The 16,872-nt window shown below is 74.2% G+C and carries 16 protein-coding genes and 1 pseudogene; 8 read left to right on the forward strand and 9 right to left on the reverse strand.

Going from position 1 to position 16,872, the window contains the following annotated elements; all coding sequences use genetic code 11:
- Nucleotides 1-6: 6 nt before the first annotated feature.
- On the reverse strand, nucleotides 7-1,632 hold the full coding sequence (locus IG05_RS0120570) for an amidohydrolase (protein ID WP_030344608.1): 1,626 nt from the start codon (nucleotides 1,630-1,632) through the stop codon (nucleotides 7-9).
- Nucleotides 1,633-1,923: 291 nt separating this feature from the next.
- Between IG05_RS0120570 and IG05_RS0120575 the strand changes: the two genes are divergently transcribed.
- Together IG05_RS0120575 and IG05_RS0120580 are read left to right on the forward strand one after the other, a co-directional pair.
- Nucleotides 1,924-2,379 (forward strand): pyridoxamine 5'-phosphate oxidase family protein, encoded by a 456-nt coding sequence (locus IG05_RS0120575; RefSeq protein ID WP_030344609.1) that lies wholly within the window; start codon nucleotides 1,924-1,926, stop codon nucleotides 2,377-2,379.
- 52 nt (nucleotides 2,380-2,431) lie between these two features.
- Nucleotides 2,432-2,824: a VOC family protein gene (locus IG05_RS0120580; protein WP_030344611.1), complete on the forward strand. Its 393-nt coding sequence runs from the start codon at nucleotides 2,432-2,434 to the stop codon at nucleotides 2,822-2,824.
- A gap of 96 nt (nucleotides 2,825-2,920) precedes the next feature.
- On the opposite strand, the gene IG05_RS0120585 is transcribed toward IG05_RS0120580, so the two are convergent.
- Nucleotides 2,921-3,223, reverse strand: a complete 303-nt coding sequence (locus tag IG05_RS0120585; protein ID WP_030344613.1) for a DUF4235 domain-containing protein — start codon at nucleotides 3,221-3,223, stop codon at nucleotides 2,921-2,923.
- Between the two features lie 28 nt (nucleotides 3,224-3,251).
- On the reverse strand, nucleotides 3,252-4,268 hold the full coding sequence (locus IG05_RS0120590) for a glutathione S-transferase family protein (RefSeq protein WP_030344614.1): 1,017 nt from the start codon (nucleotides 4,266-4,268) through the stop codon (nucleotides 3,252-3,254).
- Between the two features lie 104 nt (nucleotides 4,269-4,372).
- On the opposite strand from IG05_RS0120590, the gene IG05_RS0120595 reads away from it, so the two are divergent.
- Nucleotides 4,373-5,515 (forward strand): cation diffusion facilitator family transporter, encoded by a 1,143-nt coding sequence (locus tag IG05_RS0120595; RefSeq protein WP_051790072.1) that lies wholly within the window; start codon nucleotides 4,373-4,375, stop codon nucleotides 5,513-5,515.
- Between the two features lie 168 nt (nucleotides 5,516-5,683).
- Here the strand turns inward: IG05_RS0120595 and IG05_RS0120600 are convergent, their stop codons facing one another.
- Nucleotides 5,684-6,133, reverse strand: coding sequence for a nitroreductase family deazaflavin-dependent oxidoreductase (locus tag IG05_RS0120600; RefSeq protein WP_030344617.1), 450 nt, complete (start codon nucleotides 6,131-6,133; stop codon nucleotides 5,684-5,686).
- 193 nt (nucleotides 6,134-6,326) lie between these two features.
- Here IG05_RS0120600 and IG05_RS0120605 point away from each other — a divergent pair, with 193 nt between their 5' ends.
- The 3 genes from IG05_RS0120605 to IG05_RS0120615 all read left to right on the forward strand — a co-directional run bounded on the left by IG05_RS0120605 (nucleotide 6,327) and on the right by IG05_RS0120615 (nucleotide 8,399).
- A complete protein-coding gene (locus IG05_RS0120605) occupies nucleotides 6,327-6,770 on the forward strand; it encodes a nuclear transport factor 2 family protein (protein WP_030344619.1) in 444 nt (147 codons plus the stop codon).
- A 186-nt stretch (nucleotides 6,771-6,956) separates the two neighbouring features.
- Nucleotides 6,957-8,186, forward strand: coding sequence for a cytochrome P450 (locus IG05_RS0120610; RefSeq protein ID WP_030344620.1), 1,230 nt, complete (start codon nucleotides 6,957-6,959; stop codon nucleotides 8,184-8,186).
- A 12-nt stretch (nucleotides 8,187-8,198) separates the two neighbouring features.
- Nucleotides 8,199-8,399: a ferredoxin gene (locus IG05_RS0120615; protein ID WP_030344622.1), complete on the forward strand. Its 201-nt coding sequence runs from the start codon at nucleotides 8,199-8,201 to the stop codon at nucleotides 8,397-8,399.
- Nucleotides 8,400-8,461: 62 nt separating this feature from the next.
- On the opposite strand, the gene IG05_RS0120620 is transcribed toward IG05_RS0120615, so the two are convergent.
- Complete coding sequence (locus tag IG05_RS0120620; RefSeq protein WP_037814300.1) at nucleotides 8,462-9,313, reverse strand: endo alpha-1,4 polygalactosaminidase; 852 nt, start codon at nucleotides 9,311-9,313, stop codon at nucleotides 8,462-8,464.
- Nucleotides 9,314-9,452: 139 nt separating this feature from the next.
- Between IG05_RS0120620 and IG05_RS0120625 the strand changes: the two genes are divergently transcribed.
- Together IG05_RS0120625 and IG05_RS0120630 are read left to right on the forward strand one after the other, a co-directional pair.
- A complete protein-coding gene (locus IG05_RS0120625; protein WP_030344626.1) occupies nucleotides 9,453-10,421 on the forward strand; it encodes an aldo/keto reductase in 969 nt (322 codons plus the stop codon).
- 438 nt (nucleotides 10,422-10,859) lie between these two features.
- Complete coding sequence (locus IG05_RS0120630) at nucleotides 10,860-12,794, forward strand: RICIN domain-containing protein (RefSeq protein WP_051790074.1); 1,935 nt, start codon at nucleotides 10,860-10,862, stop codon at nucleotides 12,792-12,794.
- Nucleotides 12,795-12,796: 2 nt separating this feature from the next.
- On the opposite strand, the gene IG05_RS0120635 is transcribed toward IG05_RS0120630, so the two are convergent.
- The 4 genes and pseudogenes from IG05_RS0120635 to IG05_RS0120650 all read right to left on the reverse strand — a co-directional run bounded on the left by IG05_RS0120635 (nucleotide 12,797) and on the right by IG05_RS0120650 (nucleotide 16,860).
- Nucleotides 12,797-13,288: a universal stress protein gene (locus IG05_RS0120635; RefSeq protein ID WP_030344629.1), complete on the reverse strand. Its 492-nt coding sequence runs from the start codon at nucleotides 13,286-13,288 to the stop codon at nucleotides 12,797-12,799.
- Nucleotides 13,289-13,319: 31 nt separating this feature from the next.
- A pseudogene (locus tag IG05_RS0120640) lies at nucleotides 13,320-14,614 on the reverse strand (SLC13 family permease).
- A gap of 23 nt (nucleotides 14,615-14,637) precedes the next feature.
- Complete coding sequence (locus tag IG05_RS0120645) at nucleotides 14,638-15,867, reverse strand: hypothetical protein (protein WP_030344632.1); 1,230 nt, start codon at nucleotides 15,865-15,867, stop codon at nucleotides 14,638-14,640.
- Between the two features lie 285 nt (nucleotides 15,868-16,152).
- Nucleotides 16,153-16,860, reverse strand: coding sequence for a DUF4232 domain-containing protein (locus IG05_RS0120650; RefSeq protein ID WP_030344634.1), 708 nt, complete (start codon nucleotides 16,858-16,860; stop codon nucleotides 16,153-16,155).
- Nucleotides 16,861-16,872 lie beyond the last annotated feature (12 nt).

Consider the following 16,872-nt stretch of genomic DNA (forward strand, 5'->3'; position numbering starts at 1 on the left):
TGGTGCCTACTCCGCGGCGTACACGCACTCGCCCCCGACGTAGGTGAGCGCCACGGCCGTCTCCGCGATCGCCTCCGGCGGCCCGGCGAACGGGTCGCGGTTCAGCACCACCAGGTCGGCGAGCGCACCCACGGCCACCCGGCCGGTCCCGTCCAGGTGGTTCACGTACGCCGAACCGGCCGTGTACGCCGTCAACGCCTCGGCCAGGCTCAGCCGTTCGTCCGGCAGGAACACCGGTCCGGTGCCGCCCGGCTCGACCCGGTTCACCGCGACATGGATGCCCTGGAGCGGATCGGGGCTGCTCACCGGCCAGTCGCTGCCCGCCGCGAGCCGTGCCCCGGAGCGCAGCAGCGCCGCGAACGGATACTGCCGGGCGGCCCGTTCGGGCCCGAGGAACGGGATCGTCAGCTCGTCCATCTGCGGCTCGTGCGCGGCCCACAGCGGCTGGATGTTCGCGGTGGCGCCGAGCCGGGCGAACCGCGGCACGTCGTCGGGGTGCACGACCTGGAGGTGCGCGAGATGCGGCCGGGTGTCGTTCGGTCCGTTCGCGGCGCGGGCCGCCGCCACCGCGTCCAGCGCGTCGCGTACGGCCCGGTCGCCCAGCGCGTGGAAGTGGCACTGGAAACCGAGGGCGTCCAGCTCGGTGACGTACCCGGGGAGCCGGGCGGGATCGATGAAGCTCTTGCCGCGGTTGGCGGTCCGGCAGCCGCACCGGTCCAGATAGGGGTCGAGCAGCGCCGCCGTGCCGTTCTCGGCGACGCCGTCCAGCATCAGCTTCACCGCGCCCGCCCGGAACCGCCCCCGGCTCAGCGCGGCGCGCTTCTCGGCGAGTTCGGGGATCTGCTCGGCCCCGCGCTCCCGGTCCCACCACAGCGCGCCCACGACCCGGGCGGTCAGCGTGCCGTCCTGCGCGGCGGTGAGGTAGGCCCCGGCCGGGTCGTCCATGCCGAGGAAGTCACCGACGAGCGCGTCCTGCCAGGCGGTGATGCCGAGCGCGTGCAGGTGCCGCTGGGCGTGCAGCAGCGCGGCCAGCCGGTCGGCGGGGGTGGCGGGCGGGGCCAGCCGGCCGACCAGCCGCATCGCGCCCTCCTGGAGGGTGCCGCCGGGCTCTTCGGAGGCGTTCCGCTCGATCCGTCCGTCGGCCGGGTCGGGGGTGTCCCGGCCGACCCCGGCCAGCTCCAGTGCCCGGCTGTTCACCCAGGCGCCGTGGTGGTCGCGGTTGGGCAGGTACACCGGCCGGTCCGGGACGGCCGCGTCCAGCAGTTCCTTCGTCGGCGTACCGCCCGCGAACGCCTCCATCGACCAGCCGCCGCCCAGGATCCACTCCCGCTCCGGGTGGGCCTCGGCGTAGGCGCGCACGGCGGCCACGGTCTCCTCGGCCGTCGTCGCCCCCGTCAGATCGCACCGGGACAGTTCGAGCCCGGCCGGTACCGGATGGACGTGCGCGTCCTGGAAACCGGGCAGCAGCAGCCGCCCGGCCAGGTCCACCACCTCCGTGCGCGGCCCCGCGAGCGCGCGCACCTCCGCGTGGCCGACGGCGGTGATCCGGTCGCCGGTGACGGCCACCGCGGTGGCGGTACGGCCCTCGGGGGTGAGGACGGGGCCACCGGTGAAGAGGAGGTCAGCGTGCATGGTGCCTTCCGGGTGGATCGGTCGGAGCGGGCGGACGGCTCCGGTGGATCCGCATCGTCCCAGTCCGCGCCAGGGAGGTCGTCCTCGGGGGGGCGTGGCGGGGCGAGCGGCGCGTCGGCACCGGCCAGCAGGGTCTGGCGGGGGCCGTTCACCGCTCCGACCACGACTCCTTCGGGGAGCAGGGGGGCCGGCGTGTCGGGTGACGCGGCGACGGCCGGCATTCCGCCGGAGGGAGTCCGCGTCGCCGCCTCCGTCCGCGTCACCAGCAGCCGGACGGCATCCGGCAGGGACATCACACCGGCGACGACGGCCGCGAGCAAGAAGGACACCCTCCACCGGCTGGAGAGCGATGTCGACGCGTGGGTCGCCACCGCCGGTCCCGACGGCGCCGCCCCGTATCTCGTGCCGCTGTCGTTCGTGTGGGACGGCGCCACGCTGCTGTTCGCCACGCCGGCCGACAGCCCCACCGGGCGCAACCTCGTGGCCACCGGCCGGGCCCGTCTCGGCATCGGCCCCACGCGGGACGTCGTCCTCGTCGACGGCACGGTACGGGCGGTGACGCCCGAGGACCTGCCCGAGGAGGACGCCGAGGTCTTCGCCGGGAAGACCGGCTTCGACCCGCGTCGACTGGCCACGCGCTACCTGTACTTCCGGGTCCTCCCGCAGCGGATCCAGGCCTGGCGCGAGGAGAACGAGCTGCGCGGGCGGGAGCTGATGCGCGACGGTCGGTGGCTGTCCGCCGACTGAATCCGGGGGCCCGGGATATCCGCAGGGAAGAGGACACATCCCGGGAGGATCCATGACACTGGTCAAAGCGGGCGTGGTCGTGCTGGACTGCGCGGAACCGGAGAAACTCGCGGAGTTCTACCGCGAGTTCCTGGAGGGCGAGCGGACCCACGCGTCCGCCAACCTGGTGGAGATCCGGGGCGCCGACGGCGTCCGGCTGGCCTTCCGCCGCGACGTGAACGCGACCCCGCCCAGCTGGCCGCGCCCCGAGAACTCGCTCCAGGCCCATCTCGACTTCCTCGTCGAGGACTTGGACGAGGCGGAACGCCGGATCGTCGGCCTCGGCGGGCGCCCCGTCGAAACCAGGGATGCGGCGGGCCCCTACGAGGAACGCGGCTACTCCGACCCCGCCGGCCACTCCTTCACCCTCCGCCTGGTCCCGCCGACGGCCCCGAAACAGGGCTGACGCCACCCGGTGGTGTACGGCCGGGCCCGCCCGGGTGGTGCAGGAAGGCCGGGCGGCCCGGCGCCGTTCCGGCGGGGCCGCCCGGTCGTGGGGAGGTCAGTCGCGGCCGCCCTTGTCGGTGGCCGGCCAGACGCCCGTCGTGCGGGCGATGGCCTTGGCCCCGGTGCGGTCCACGGCGCTGCGGACGACCGCGAAGATCGCGCCCTGGACCGCCGCGGCCAGCAGGATCTCGCCCCAGCTGCGGTCCGGGTCCAGGGCGTCGGGCGCGTCCTCCTCGTGCCGGATCGCCATCCATGCCTTGCGGAAGGCCATGCCGGCCAACGCGCCACCCGCCCAGCTGAGCACGAATCCGACCGGCTGGTAGGCGAGGGGGAGCTTCTTCTTCTTGTTCTTGGCCATGTGTGACTACTTCCTCGTCAGTCGTCCCTCATGCGGGCCGTCCTTGCGGGGCCACCCGTTCGCCCGGGCGCACCGGCCCCGGCGGCGTCCCGTCCCCGAAGGGCCGGCCGCCCAGCTCCGCCCGGCCGTGCGGGCTCAGCCAGCCGGCGAGATCCGGGCCGAGCGGCACGATGCCGGTGGGGTTGATGCCGGAGTGCACCTGGTAGTAGTGCCGCTTGATGTGGTCGAAGTCGACCGTGTCCCCGAACCCCGGCGTCTGGAACAGGTCCCGGGCGTACGCCCAGAGCACCGGGTGCTCCGCCAGCTTCCAGCGGTTGCACTTGAAGTGGCCGTGGTACACCGCGTCGAACCGGACCAGCGTGGTGAACAGCCGGATGTCCGCTTCCGTGAGGGTGTCGCCGACCAGATACCGCTGCTCCGACAGCCGCTCACCGAGCAGTTCCAGCCGCCGGAACACGCCCGCGCACGCCTGCTCGTACTCCTTCTGGTGCGTGGCGAACCCGGCCCGGTACACCCCGTTGTTCACGTCCTGGTAGACCTCGTCCATCACCTGGCCGATCTCCTCGCGCCGCCCGTCCGGGTACAGGTCCGGCGCACCGGCGCGGTGCAGGGCCGTCCACTCGGTGGCCAGGTCCAGGGTGAGCCGCTGGTAGTCGTTGGTGACCAGCCGCCCGCTGGGCACGTCCACCACCGCGGGCACGCTCACCCCGCCCGGATAACCGGTCTCCCGCTTGTCGTAGGCCTCGCTCAGGAACCGGATGCCGAGCACCGGGTCCCGGCCGCCCGGGTCGAGGGTGAACCGCCAGCTGCGGTCATCCTGGACCGGGTCGGCCACCGCCATCGGCAGCGCCTCCTCCAGTCCCAGCAGCCGGCGTGAGATCACCGCCCGGCTCGCCCACGGGCAGGCGCGGGAGACCACCAGCCGGTAGCGGCCCGCCTCCACCGGCCAGCCGTCCCGGCCGTCGGCGGTGATCCGGTCCGTGAAGTGGCTCCTGGACCGGGTGAAGCCGCGGTGTCCGTAGGCGCGGTTGCCGTCGCCGCCCATGTCTCCTCCTCGCCGCCCGGGCCGTCCGGGTCCTGCGCCCCGCGTTCCCCGTTTGGCGCGGACCGCACGGTGTGAGCCGCCCGGTCGGGGGCAGTCGGCCAAGGGTGAGTGGGACATCCTCGGAACGGGAGAGGGCCGCACGGACGGCCGAGGACAGCGCGACAGGACCGGCGCACGCCGCGGGCCCGGAAACGGCACCGGCGCACGACCCGGACGGCGGAGCACAGCCGGCCCGCGCCCCCGCGGGCGGCGACGCCGGCGGCGAGGGCCGGGGACAACCCGGCGGCCGGGGCGACGCCGGGTCCGACCGGCACACCAAGATCACCGTCCTCGTGGCGCTCACCGCCAACCTGGTGATCGCCGTCGCCAAGGCGGTCGGCGGTGTCCTCGCGGGCTCCCCGGCCCTGCTGTCGGAGGCCGCGCACTCGGTCGCGGACAGCCTCAACGAGGTGTTCCTGCTGGCCGCGCTGCGCCGCAGCCGCCGCCCCGCCGACGCCCGGCATCCCTTCGGCTACGGCAAGGAGCGCTTCTTCTGGTCGCTGCTCGCCGCCGTGGGCATCTTCGTCATGGGCGGCTGCTTCTCCGTCTTCCAGGGCGTCGAGGCGCTGCGCAACGGCGCCGAGGAGAAGTTCAGCGGCTACGTGGCGGGTCTGATCGTGCTGGGCGTCGCCCTGCTCGCCGAGGGCGTCTCGCTGCTGCGGGCGCTGCAGCAGGTGCGCAGGCAGGGCGGCGGTCTGAGCGCGCTGCGCGATCCCGCGCTGCGCACGGTGGTCGCCGAGGACGGCACGGCGGTGCTCGGCGTGACCCTCGCCCTGATCGGGATGGCCCTGCACATGGTGACCGGGCAGGTCGTGTGGGAGGCGTCCGCCTCGCTGGCGATCGGCGCGCTGCTGGTCTACGTCGCCTACCGGCTCGGCCGCGACGCCCGCGCCCAGCTGATCGGGGAGGCCGCGGATCCGGAGCTGAGCGGCAGGATCCAGGCGCAGCTGCGGGCCCAGCCGGAGATCGACAGCGTGGAGGCGCTGTTCACCATGAAGATGGGACTCGACTCGATGCTGGTGGCCGCCCGCGTCGACCTGATGCCGGGTCTGGACAGCGAACGCGTCGAGGAGGTCGCCGTACGCATCAAGCGGTCCCTCGCCCGGACGTTCCCGGCCGCCGACCAGATCTTCCTGGACGTCACCGACCGTCCGGCGGGCGAGGCACGGGAAAGCCCCGCCGCGACGGGGGAACGCGGCGGGGCCTGACGCACCAGTGCCCGTCCTCAGGCCGGTTCACACGCCTGCGAAACAGATTTTTCTGAAACGCAGCCGTGTCCGGCCTGAATCAGCTCCCGTGCACGGATCAGCTCCCGTGCACGGATCAGCTCCCGTGCATGGATCAGCTCCTGTGCGTGGACAGCCTTCGTGCCCGGGTCAGCTCTCGTCGAGCGGCTCCAGCACGAAGACCGGGATCTCCCGGGAGGTCTTCTCCTGGTAGTCGGCGTACGGCGGGTACGCGGCCACCGCCCGCTCCCACCACGCGGCCTTCTCCGCCCCGGTGACCTCCCGGGCCCGCATGTCCCGCTTCACCGGGCCGTCCTGCACTTCGACATGCGGGTCGGACTTCACGTTGAAGTACCAGACGGGGTGCTTGGGCGCACCGCCGAGGGAGGCGACCGCCGCGTACCGGCCCTCGTGCTCCACCCGCATCAGCGGCGTCTTGCGGATCTTCCCGCTCTTCGCCCCCCGGGTGGTCAGCACGATCACCGGCATCCCGGTGTCCTGCAGCGTCGTCCCCTTCGTCCCGCCGGAACTCTCGTACAGCTCGACCTGCTCGCGCACCCACTGCGTCGGGCTGGGCTCGTACTCGCCTTCAAGAGGCATGGGATCCGCTTCCTTTCGTCGGTCCACGGTCTGTCCGTCACCGGTGCCCACACCGATGGCGGGCGAACACATCCGTACCGCGCCCGGCGACCGCCGACGCGGTGATTACCTCTGAGGTCATCGCGCCGCCCCGGTCCCGCACGGCACAGTGGTCCGCGTCCCGATCACTGCCCACCCCGGAGGGGAACGACCCATGTCCACCGACCGCACCGCGACCACCCGCTCCGTCGTGCACGAACTGCTCCACCGGATCGGCCAGGGCGACCCGGAGCGGATCGCCGATCTGTACGCGGACGACTGCGACTGGCGCCTGGACTGGCCGGAGGAGGAGCACGGCCGCGCCGACACACCGTGGATCCGGCACCGCGCCGGCCGCGCGGACGCCGCCGCCCACTACCGGGAGCTGGCCGCCCACCACGTCCCGGAGAAGGCGGACACCACGGTCGAGCACGTCCTGGCCGACGGGGAGGACGCGGTCGTGCTCGGCGTCATCCGGCAGACCGCCGCCCCGACCGGGCGCTCCTACTCCGCCCGGTTCGCCCTGCACGTCACCGTCCGGGACGGCCTGGTGGTACGGCACCACGTGTACGAGGACAGCCTCGCCGTCGCCCGCGCCTTCGCCCCGGACGGGCGCTGAGCCCCGCCCCGGCCGGCAGCCGGCTCCGGAGCGCGGCACGGTGGCCGGTTCCCACCCCCGGACCCTGGGTACTTCGGCCAGATGACGTGGGTCACCGAAGTGGCCGAACTTGACGTCGACCCATAGGTGCCTGGGGCATCTAATGAAGATCGGCACGACGCACCTCTTCGTCTGCGAGGTCTTTCCATGACGGAACTGACGGACATCACCGGCCCGACTGCCCCGGCCGAACCCGTCGCCTTCCCCCAGGACCGCACCTGCCCCTACCACCCGCCCACCGGCTACGGCCCGCTGCGCGACGGGCGGCCCCTGTCCCGCGTCACCCTCTACGACGGCCGTGAGGTCTGGGCGGTCACCGCGCACGCCACCGCCCGCACCCTGCTCGCCGACCCCCGCCTGTCCACCGAGCGCCGCCGTCCCGGCTTCCCCGTGCCCACGGCCCGGTTCGAGGCCGGCCGCAACCGCAAGGTGGCCCTGCTCGGCCTGGACGACCCCGAGCACCACCAGCAGCGGCGGATGCTGATCCCGTCGTTCACCGTCAAACGCGCGGCGGCCCTGCGCCCCTGGATCCAGCGGATCGTGGACGACCTGCTGGACACGATGATCGCGCAGGGGCCACCCGCCGAACTCGTCTCCGCCTTCGCGCTGCCCGTGCCGTCGATGGTGATCTGCGGGCTGCTCGGCGTGCCGTACGCCGACCACGAGTTCTTCGAGGAACAGTCCCGCCGGCTGCTGCGCGGCCCGACCGGCGCCGACACCGTGGACGCCCGCGAACGGCTGGAGGAGTACCTCGGCGGGCTGATCGACGCCAAGGCCGAGCAGGCCGAACCCGGCGACGGCATCCTCGACGAACTGGTCCACCAACGGCTGCGCACCGGCGAGCTGGACCGCGCCGACGCCGTGTCGCTCGCCATCATCCTGCTGGTCGCCGGGCACGAGACCACCGCCAACATGATCTCCCTCGGCGCCTACACCCTGCTCCGGCACCCCGAGCGGCTGGCCGAGCTGCGCGCCGACCCCGCGCTGCTGCCCGCCGTCGTGGAGGAGCTGATGCGGATGCTGTCCATCGCGGACGGGCTGCAGCGGGTGGCGCTGGAGGACATCGAGGTCGCCGGCAGCACGATCCGGGCCGGCGACGGCGTGATCTTCGCGACCTCGGTGATCAACCGGGACACGGCCCTGTACGACGATCCCGACGCCCTGGACTTCCACCGTTCCGAGCGCCACCACGTGGCCTTCGGTTTCGGCATCCACCAGTGCCTCGGCCAGAACCTGGCCCGGGCGGAGCTGGAGATCGCCCTGGGCACCCTGTTCACACGGCTGCCCGGGCTGCGGCTGGCCGCCCCGGCGGAGGAGATTCCGTTCAAACCCGGCGACACGATCCAGGGGATGCTGGAACTCCCCGTGAGCTGGTAAGAGGCTCTGCTCATGCACATCGACATCGACAAGGACGTCTGTATCGGCGCCGGGCAGTGCGCGCTGGCCGCGCCGGGCGTCTTCACCCAGGACGACGACGGCTACAGCTCCCTCCTGCCCGGCAGCGAGGACGGCGCCGGAGACCCGATGGTCCGGGCGGCGGCCCGCGCCTGCCCGGTGAGCGCGATCACCGTACGGGACAGCACCGGCTGACCCGGGTCCGGCGGTACGGCGGCCACCGGCCGCCGTACCGCCGCACTCGCGCGGCGGGCGCGCTAGCCCACCCTGCGCACGTACCCGGCGCTGCCCGGGACGGACACGTCCCGGTCGCGGCGGACGATGCTCAGGCGGCCGCCCCAGCGGGCGCGGGCCGCGCGCAGGCCGCCGTCGGTGTACTCGACGTCCAGCACCCGGTCGTCGAACGCCTTCGCGTACACCTCGCACTCGTCGTACTGCCCGCACTCCTCCGTCACCGCGAAGTCCAGTCCCGCCCGGTTGCGCCGCCCGGCGAGCTCCGCGGTGTTCTTCTGCCCGACCGCCAGGTGCCGGGCGTGCGCGTGCCGGGACAGCAGGCTCATGAACGCCGTCGCGTCGGCCGCCGTGAGCAGCCGGTGGGAGCGGGTGTAGCTGTCGTAGTTGTCCGGCTCGACGGCGTCGTACCCCTTCCGCGCGCAGCCGTCGATCCACCGGTTCACCCGCCGCGCCACCCGTTCCCGCTTGGCCGGGGTGCCGATGTCGAGCAGCGGCTCGTTCCAGTCCTCGTCGACGACGACCCTGCCCCGTGCGTCGCGCAGCAGCAGCTCGGCCGGCCACGCGGAGCGCTCGGCGGGCTGTGCCTGGAACGCGTTGACGTAGCAGATGTTGTACAGCCCCGGCGCGGGGGAGTCGGACCGGTCACGGCTGACGATCCGCACACCCGCGGGCGGGCGGTAGGCGCCGCCGATCTGGTAGTCGAACCCGGCGTGCCGCGGCGGGAGCCGCAGCGCGGCGGCCTCGGGCCCGCCGCGCTGCTCCCGCTCGCCGGAGGCGCAGCCGGCCAGTGCCGACACGGCGACGACCAGTGCTGCCGCCAGCGCGCCCAGGGCCGTACGCGGCCCCGCGGCGCGGTGCAGATCCGTGGGGGGCACGTCCGCTCCGTCCTGTCCGCACCGGGCGGCGCGGCACGTCCCATGATCACATCCCCGCACGGCGGAGGCGTCAAGTCGGTCCCCGGCCCGGGTCGTAGGCTCTGTCCTGACCATCGTTCCGAAGGCAGGAGCAGCAACGATGCAGTACGTGAAGCTCGGTTCGACGGGCCTGGACGTCTCGCGGATCTGTCTGGGCTGCATGACCTACGGCCTGCCCGACCGCGGTGTCCACGAGTGGACTCTCGACGAGGAGGCGTCCCGCCCGCTGATCCGGCAGGCGCTGGAGGCGGGCGTCACCTTCTTCGACACCGCGAACGTCTACTCCGACGGCACCAGCGAGGAGATCGTCGGCAAGGCCCTGCGGGACTTCGCGCGCCGCGACGAGATCGTGCTGGCCACCAAGGTGAACGGCCGGATGCGGCCGGGGCCCAACGGGGCCGGGCTGTCCCGCAAGGCCATCATGAGCGAGATCGACCACAGCCTGCGCCGGCTCGGCACCGACTACGTGGACCTCTACCAGATCCACCGCTACGACCACGCGACCCCGGTCGAGGAGACGATGGAGGCGCTGCACGACCTGGTCAAGGCGGGCAAGGTCCGTTACATCGGGGCGAGTTCGATGTACGCGTGGGAGTTCTCCAAGGCCCAGTACACCGCCGAGCGGCACGGCTGGACGAGGTTCGTGTCCATGCAGAACCACTACAACCTCCTCTACCGCGAGGAGGAGCGGGAGATGCTGCCGCTGTGCGCGGACCAGGGTGTCGGCGTGCTGCCCTGGAGCCCGCTCGCCCGCGGCCGGCTCACCCGGGACTGGGGCACGGTCACCGAGCGCAGCGCGAGCGACGACTTCGGCAGCCGGCTGTACCTGGAGAGCGACCGCGCGATCGTCGAGGCCGTCGGCCGGATCGCGGGCGAACGCGGCGTCCCCCGCGCCCAGGTGGCCCTCGCCTGGCTCCTGCACCAGGACACCGTGGCGGCCCCGATCGTCGGCGCCGCCAAGCCGCGGCACATCGAGGACGCGGTGGCGGCGGTCGGACTGGAGCTGACCGAGAAGGAGATCGAGGAACTGGAGCGCCCGTACACGCCCCACGAAATCAGCGGCCACTGACGGTCGATGCGGACCGTGCGGTGCGCATTCCGTGCCGCACGGCCCCGCCCCCCGGCCCAGCGGACCGGCCGCTGCCGGCGGCGGCCTCCGGATTTCCCGGTCCCTTCCACTTCAGCCGGGTATTCCGGGCGCGGTACGGAGTGCCACCCGGCGCCTCGGGAGGTGGAAAAGGCTGTCGTTGACGAGATGTCAATGGAAAAAACACGGTGGGGAATCCAGGAAATCGGGAGATCTCTTGTTCGGACGTGTTCGGCTGTGTAAAAGTGTGCGCTGTCGGCGCGCAGGCAAATACATTCCCTCTGTATGCGCCAGGCCGCTCCCGTACACCCCCCACGCTTCACAAGAGCCGCCTCAGGTGGACGTCCGAGCTGCCCCCATGCCCTCGCCGTACCAATTGGTATGGACTAATTCCGTTAGTGCGTCGGGAGGAATTCGGCCGTGACCGAGGCAGGTCTGTCGGACGAGCAGCTGAGCGCCGAACTGAAGAAGTGGACGGGCGCGTCACCCGCCCTGCACCCTGTCGGCGAACTCCTCGACCGGCACTGGGCGGCGGCCTTCGCCTACGCCCGGCTGTGCACCGACGGCCCGCGCGCCGCCGGCATGCTCACCACGGCCGCGTTCACCCGGCTCTTCGGCGCGTCCCTGCGGCAGACCGGCCCGACCGCCGCCTGGCGGCCCCAGGTCCTGGTCGCCGTCCGCCGCATCGCGGCGGAGTGGGACACCGACGGCCGCCGGGAGCTCCTCCACCCGGGCCTGCGCTCCGGTGACGGACCCGGCGATGGTGCCGCGGCCCGGCTGCTGCCACCGTCCGAACGGCGGCTGCTGGCCCGCGCGTTCCAGCGGATACCCGAGACCTCCCGCGCCGTGCTGTGGCACGCCGAGGTCGAGGCCGAGCCCCTGGCCGTACCCGCCGCGCTGCTAGGCCTGGACGCGGAGGACGCCCGCGTCGAACTGGAGCGGGCACGGGAGCGGCTGCGCGAGGAATGCCTCCAGGTGCACCGCGAGCTGGCACCCGAGGCCGAGTGCCGGCGCTACCTGCGCATGCTGGACGTGACGTTCCGGCGCGGCGGCACCGACATCGACCCGGACCTGGGGCAGCACCTGGCCGGCTGCGCCCACTGCGGGCGGACCGCCGGCCAGCTCGCCGAGTTCAACGGCGACGCCCTCGGCCTCGGCCTGGCCGAGGCGGTCCTCGGCTGGGGCGCCCACGGCTATGTGCAGTCGCGGGCGGTCCGTGCCGAGGAACCGGCCGCGCCGGCCCCGGCCGCCGCCACCGTCGTCCCCCAGGGCGGCGAATCCTTCACCCCCGACGCACCCGACGCACCCGCCGTGCCCGGCCCGGGCACCGCCCGCGGCCGGGCGGGCGGCCGCGGCGCCTCGTCCGGCCGCCGCCGGGCGGCCGGTGCCTCCGCCCCCGCCAGGGAAACCCGGGGCGCCGGGGGCAGGGAGGCCACCGAGGGCGGCGGGCCCGCCCCTGCCTCCCCGCGCTCCGCGCAGCGAGCCGCCCGGCGTGCCCGGCGCCGCACCCTGGCGCTGGCCGTGGTCACCGTCAGCGGGCTCGTCGTCCTGCCCCTGGTGCTGTGGTCGGTGCTCGGCTCCGGCGACGGTCCGGCGCCCGGCGCCACCCGCACGCCCTCTCGCACCCCGGGCAAGGACGCGGCCTCCCCGGGCGCCTCCTGGGCCGGCCGCGACGCACCGGGCCAGGGCGCCCTGCACGGCAGACTGCGCAACCTCGCCTCCGGCCTGTGCGTCGGCGTCGTCGGCGGGAAGGCGGTCGAGGGCGCCGAGACCGAACTCGCCGACTGTTCCGCCACCCCGGGCCAGCAGTGGACGTACGAGACCGACGGGCTGCTGCGCAACGCCGCCGCCCCCGACCTGTGCCTGGACTCCCACCTCGGCTACTCCGTGCGCCTCGCCCCGTGCACGGCCACCGGCCGGGCCGCCCGCGACATCCGCTACGACTTCACGCCCCAGGGCGCCCTGGTGCCGCACGCCGACCGGAAGCTGGCCCTCACCCCGGCCGCCACCGACGGCTCCGGCGCCCTCGTGCTCAAGATCCGCGCCGCGGGCGCCGTCCAGCGCTGGTCCGTCGACACCGCCCACCCGCGCCTGCGGATGGAGAACGTCAACTGGGACCGGGACAGCACCTTGGTGCCCAGCCCGCCCGCACCGCCCGCGACCGCCGGTCCGGTCGCGCCCACGCCGTCCCGTACGGCCGAGCCGGCGCCCGCGCCGTCCGCGACGACGACCGCCCCGGCGCCCTCGCCGACCGCCACCGCGGACCCGTGCGTGAGGTACCCGCAGTACTGCGGCCAGGACGGCGGCGGCCGGGGCGGCGGCTGGGACGGGGGCGGCGGGCGCCACCACCGCTGACCTCAGGGGTGGTGCGGCGGCGGGGGCGGGATCGTCCCCAGCCCCGGGGCCGGTTCCGGCCAGACCAGCAGCACCGGGCACGGCGCGTGGTCGACGGCGAACCGCACGGCCGGACCCAGGCTCCTCGGGCCGAGCCGCGACCGGTCCCCGTCCCGGGCCAGCACCAGCAGCCCGGCCCCCTCCGCGGCGGCCACCACCTCCCGCTCGACCCGGCCCGACCGCTCCTCGCGCACACAGGGCCGGCCCAGCCGCTCGGCCGCCGCGGCGAGCAGCGAGGCCGCCGACGTGCCGCCGAGCGCCTCCAGCCGGTCACCCGGGTCCGCCTCCCGGCGTCCGCGCCCCAGCAGCCCGGCGAAGGCCCCGTGCGCCACCGCCGGCACATCGGGGCCGCTCACATGGAGCAGCACCACCTCGGCGTCGTCCGGAGCATGGGCGCGCACCGCGTCCACGCAGGCGGGCCAGGTGCCCTCCACGAGCCAGGCGATCACCCGCATCCCTCGGCCTCCCTCGGCTCACGCGAACCCGTCACAGAACCTGCAGCGACCCCCACAGTGCCACCACCGCGACCGCCAGGGAGGACGGCACGGCCAGCAGACCGAGCCGGGTGAACTCCCCGAGGTCCACGTCGTGCTCGTGCTGGTGCACGATCCGCCGCCACAGCAGCGTGGCCAGCGACCCGGCGTACGTGAGGTTGGGGCCGATGTTCACGCCCAGCAGCACGGCCAGCACCGTACCCGGCCCGGTGGGCGCCGCCAGCGGCAGCAGGACCAGCACCGCGGGCAGGTTGTTGATCAGGTTGGCCAGCAGCGCGGCCAGCGCGGCGATCCCGAGCAGCGCGGGCAGTCCGGTGCCGCCCGGCAGCACGTGCCCGAGCAGGTCCGCGAGTCCGTTGTCGACCACGGCCCGCACCACGATGCCCAGTGCCAGGACGAACGCGAGGAAGGCCGGGGCCGCCGACCGCACCACGGTCAGCGGACTCGCCCGCCGCCGCAGCAGCGCCCGCCCGGCCAGCACCAGCGCACCGGCCGCCGCCACCCAGGCCGGCTCCACGCCGAACGCCGACGCCACCACGAACCCGGCCAGTGTGCAGCCCACGGTCACCAGCGCGAACAGCGGCAGCGCGGGCGCCTCGCCGGTGTCCCGGCCCGCCGGGGCCGCCGCCGTGAGATCCCGGGCGAAGAACCGCCGGAACACCAGGTACTCGGCGCCGATCGCGGCCAGCCACGGCAGCGCCATCAGCCCCGCGAACCGGGTGAAGCTCAGCCCGCTCGCCGCGAACGCCAGCAGGTTCGTCAGGTTGGACACCGGCAGCAGCAGCGACGCCGTGTTGGACAGGTGCGTGCAGGCGTACACATGCGGTTTGGGCCGTACGCCGGTCCGCGCCGCCGTGGCGAAGACCACCGGGGTGAGCAGCACGATCGTCGCGTCCAGGCTGAGCACGGCGGTGATGGCCGAGGCCAGCGCGAACACCGCCGTCAGCAGCCGCACCGGCCGGCCCGCCGCCCACCGCGCCATCCACGCCCCGCACGCCTGGAACAGCCCCTCCACGTCGCAGAAGTGGGCGAGCACCAGCACCGCGGCCAGGAACCCGACCACCGGGCCCAGCCGTTCGGCCTCGGCCCGGGCGTGGCCGAGGGAGATCGCACCGGTGGCGACCGTGACGGCGGCGGCGGGGACGGCCATGACCGCCTCGGGCAGGCCGAAGGGCCGTACGACGGCCCAGGCCAGCACGGCGACCAGGAGGACGACGGACAGTGCCTCGGCGAGCGGGGTGTTCAGGACGGTTCCTTCCTCAGGCGGGCAGGAGAGTGCCCGCCCATGAAAACAGACGAGGCCGAACGCGCTACGACGACCGGCTGCCCGCCGCGCCCAGGAACTCCGCCCAGCCGCCCGCCGGAGCCTGCCCGGGCGGCAGGGTGCGCAGCCGGCGCAGCACCGCCCGGTCCTGCGCCTCCAGCCAGGCGACGAGCTGCTTGAAGGACACGAAGCGCACGTCGTCGTACGCGGCCATCTTCCCGATGGCCTCCTCCACGGCGTCCATGTAGACACCGCCGTTCCAGCGTTCGAAGTGGTTGCCGATGAAGAAGGGGGCGCGGTTGGACTCGTAGGCCCGCCGGAAACCGGCCAGGTAGGTGTCACGGGCCTGGGTCCGCCAGGTGTCGTACATGCCGCGGTCGCCGAGCGGGTTGCCGCCGGACTGGTTGAACATCAGGTTGTAGTCCATCGAGAGCACCTGGAAGGAGTGCCCGGCGAACGGTATGGACTGCAGCGGGAAGTCCCACAGCTTGCCGCCCTGCACCTTGCCCGGCCAGATCTGGAGCCCGCCGGGGGAGCTGGCGTCGTACTTCCAGCCGAGCGCGGCGGCGGCCGGCAGCAGGTTGGCCTGTCCCTCCAGACAGGGGGTACGGCCGCCGGTCAGCTCCTTGCGGTAGTCGAAGGGGAGCGGGTCGAGGTCGGTGAAGCCGGTGTTGGTCTTCCACCTCGTCACGAAGTCCACGGCCTGGTCGATCTCGCTGCGCCACTCGGCCGGGGACCAGTTGCGCACGCCGCTCGCGCCGCAGAAGTGCCCGTTGAAGTGGGTGCCGATCTCGTGGCCCTCCAGCCAGGCCCCGCGCACCTGCTGGAGCGTGGCGTGGATGTGCCGGTCGGCGAGGTAGCCGATCGCGGAGGCGCCGACCGGGTGCTGCGGCGGCCGGTAGAGGTGCTTCCTGGACTCGGGGAGCGTGTAGATGCCGCTCAGGAAGAACGTCATGCCGGCGCCGTGGTCGGCGGCCACCTTGCGGAACCGGGAGAACAGCCGGTTGCTCAGCTCCCCGGCCCCGTCCCAGGAGAACACCACGAACTGCGGCGGCCGCTGTCCCTCCTTCAGCCGCTCCGGCTTCGGCTGGTGCGGCTGGGCGCCGGTGTCGGCGGTGGAGCCGTCCCCGATCGGCTTCACCGGCCGGGCCTGCGCCGTGCCCCGGCCGCCCGCCGGACCCGGCCCGCCGGTCCCGGTGGAGCAGGCGGCCAGTGTTCCGAGGGCGCCCGCCGCCGCCCCGGCCGTCAGCACCCGCCTGCGTGAGATCCCGCTCATCGTCTCCCCGATTCCCTGGTCATGGCCCCGGCGGGGCCTGTTCTGCGGTCGACCGGGTTCGATGACGGCGGGCCGGGGAAAGATCGCGGCCGGCGGCGCCTGTTGCCGTCCTGTGACAGTTGTGGCGCCGCCATGACGAACGGGGGGCCGCCGGGCCGGCGCGGGGAACGGGGACCCTGCCGGGCCGGCACGACGGACGGGGCTTCGCGGGACCGGCATGACGAACCCCGCTGCCTCGGGGGCCGGCAGCGGGGTTCGCGCGGAGGGGGCGGAGAAGGGGCGGGGTCAGGGGCCGGTGCCCGGGGCGAGCACCGTCAGGCGGACGGAGGAGGAGTTCCCGGAGACCGGCACCGGGCCTCCCGACCAGGCCGCCTTCAACGGGGCCCGCTCGTCCGGCGGGGTGACCAGCAGCGCGGCCGGCCTGGCCGTCTTCGCCCCGCTGATCTCCGGGTTGGAGAAGGTCAGTCCGGCCCAGGCGCTCCGCCCGGGCTTGAGCGTGACGGTGACCGGGGTGCCCGGCTCCCGCCGGGGGTCCGGGCCGAGCTGGGAGCCGGACGCGGCGACGAAGGCCGCGCCCGGGTAGCCGCGCAGGGTGCAGGTCCGGGCGGACGTGTTGGTGAGCACCACCGGGAAGTTCTCCTGGCCGGCGCCCGGATCGTTGCGGCCGACGGAGGCGCGCAATTCGGAGGTGTGGCAGCGGGTGCTCGCCGCGGCCGGGGTGGTGGTGGCCGCGGGGCCGCCCGCGGTGCGGGTCGCCGCCGGCGCGGACGGCGCGGACGGCGCGCCCGTGCCGGCGGGGGAGGCGGCCGTGGCCGTGCGGGACGCCGGGGGTGGTTCCGTGGTGTCCCGCACGGGGGCGGCCGTACCGGAGACGGTGGCCGGGCCGGCGCTGTGCGCGCCGGAGCCGTCACCACAGGCGGTCAGGAGGCCCAGCACGGCGACCGTGCCCACGAGCAGGGCACCGTGCCGCGCGGACCGGGGGGTGTACACCATGTCGCTCAACAC

The sequence above is a fragment of the Streptomyces sp. NRRL S-1022 genome (assembly GCF_000720135.1).
Classification (GTDB): domain Bacteria; phylum Actinomycetota; class Actinomycetes; order Streptomycetales; family Streptomycetaceae; genus Streptomyces.

Bases quoted from the DNA above. Each gene is read 5' to 3' on its own strand.
- IG05_RS0120570 (WP_030344608.1), bottom strand. From the start codon at position 1,632: ATGCACGCTGACCTCCTCTTCACCGGTGGCCCCGTCCTCACCCCCGAG.
- IG05_RS0120580 (WP_030344611.1), top strand. From the start codon at position 2,432: ATGACACTGGTCAAAGCGGGCGTGGTCGTGCTGGACTGCGCGGAACCG.
- IG05_RS0120585 (WP_030344613.1), bottom strand. From the start codon at position 3,223: ATGGCCAAGAACAAGAAGAAGAAGCTCCCCCTCGCCTACCAGCCGGTC.
- IG05_RS0120590 (WP_030344614.1), bottom strand. From the start codon at position 4,268: ATGGGCGGCGACGGCAACCGCGCCTACGGACACCGCGGCTTCACCCGG.
- IG05_RS0120600 (WP_030344617.1), bottom strand. From the start codon at position 6,133: ATGCCTCTTGAAGGCGAGTACGAGCCCAGCCCGACGCAGTGGGTGCGC.
- IG05_RS0120605 (WP_030344619.1), top strand. From the start codon at position 6,327: ATGTCCACCGACCGCACCGCGACCACCCGCTCCGTCGTGCACGAACTG.
- IG05_RS0120610 (WP_030344620.1), top strand. From the start codon at position 6,957: ATGACGGAACTGACGGACATCACCGGCCCGACTGCCCCGGCCGAACCC.
- IG05_RS0120615 (WP_030344622.1), top strand. From the start codon at position 8,199: ATGCACATCGACATCGACAAGGACGTCTGTATCGGCGCCGGGCAGTGC.
- IG05_RS0120625 (WP_030344626.1), top strand. From the start codon at position 9,453: ATGCAGTACGTGAAGCTCGGTTCGACGGGCCTGGACGTCTCGCGGATC.
- IG05_RS0120635 (WP_030344629.1), bottom strand. From the start codon at position 13,288: ATGCGGGTGATCGCCTGGCTCGTGGAGGGCACCTGGCCCGCCTGCGTG.
- IG05_RS0120645 (WP_030344632.1), bottom strand. From the start codon at position 15,867: ATGAGCGGGATCTCACGCAGGCGGGTGCTGACGGCCGGGGCGGCGGCG.
- IG05_RS0120650 (WP_030344634.1), bottom strand. From the start codon at position 16,860: ATGGTGTACACCCCCCGGTCCGCGCGGCACGGTGCCCTGCTCGTGGGC.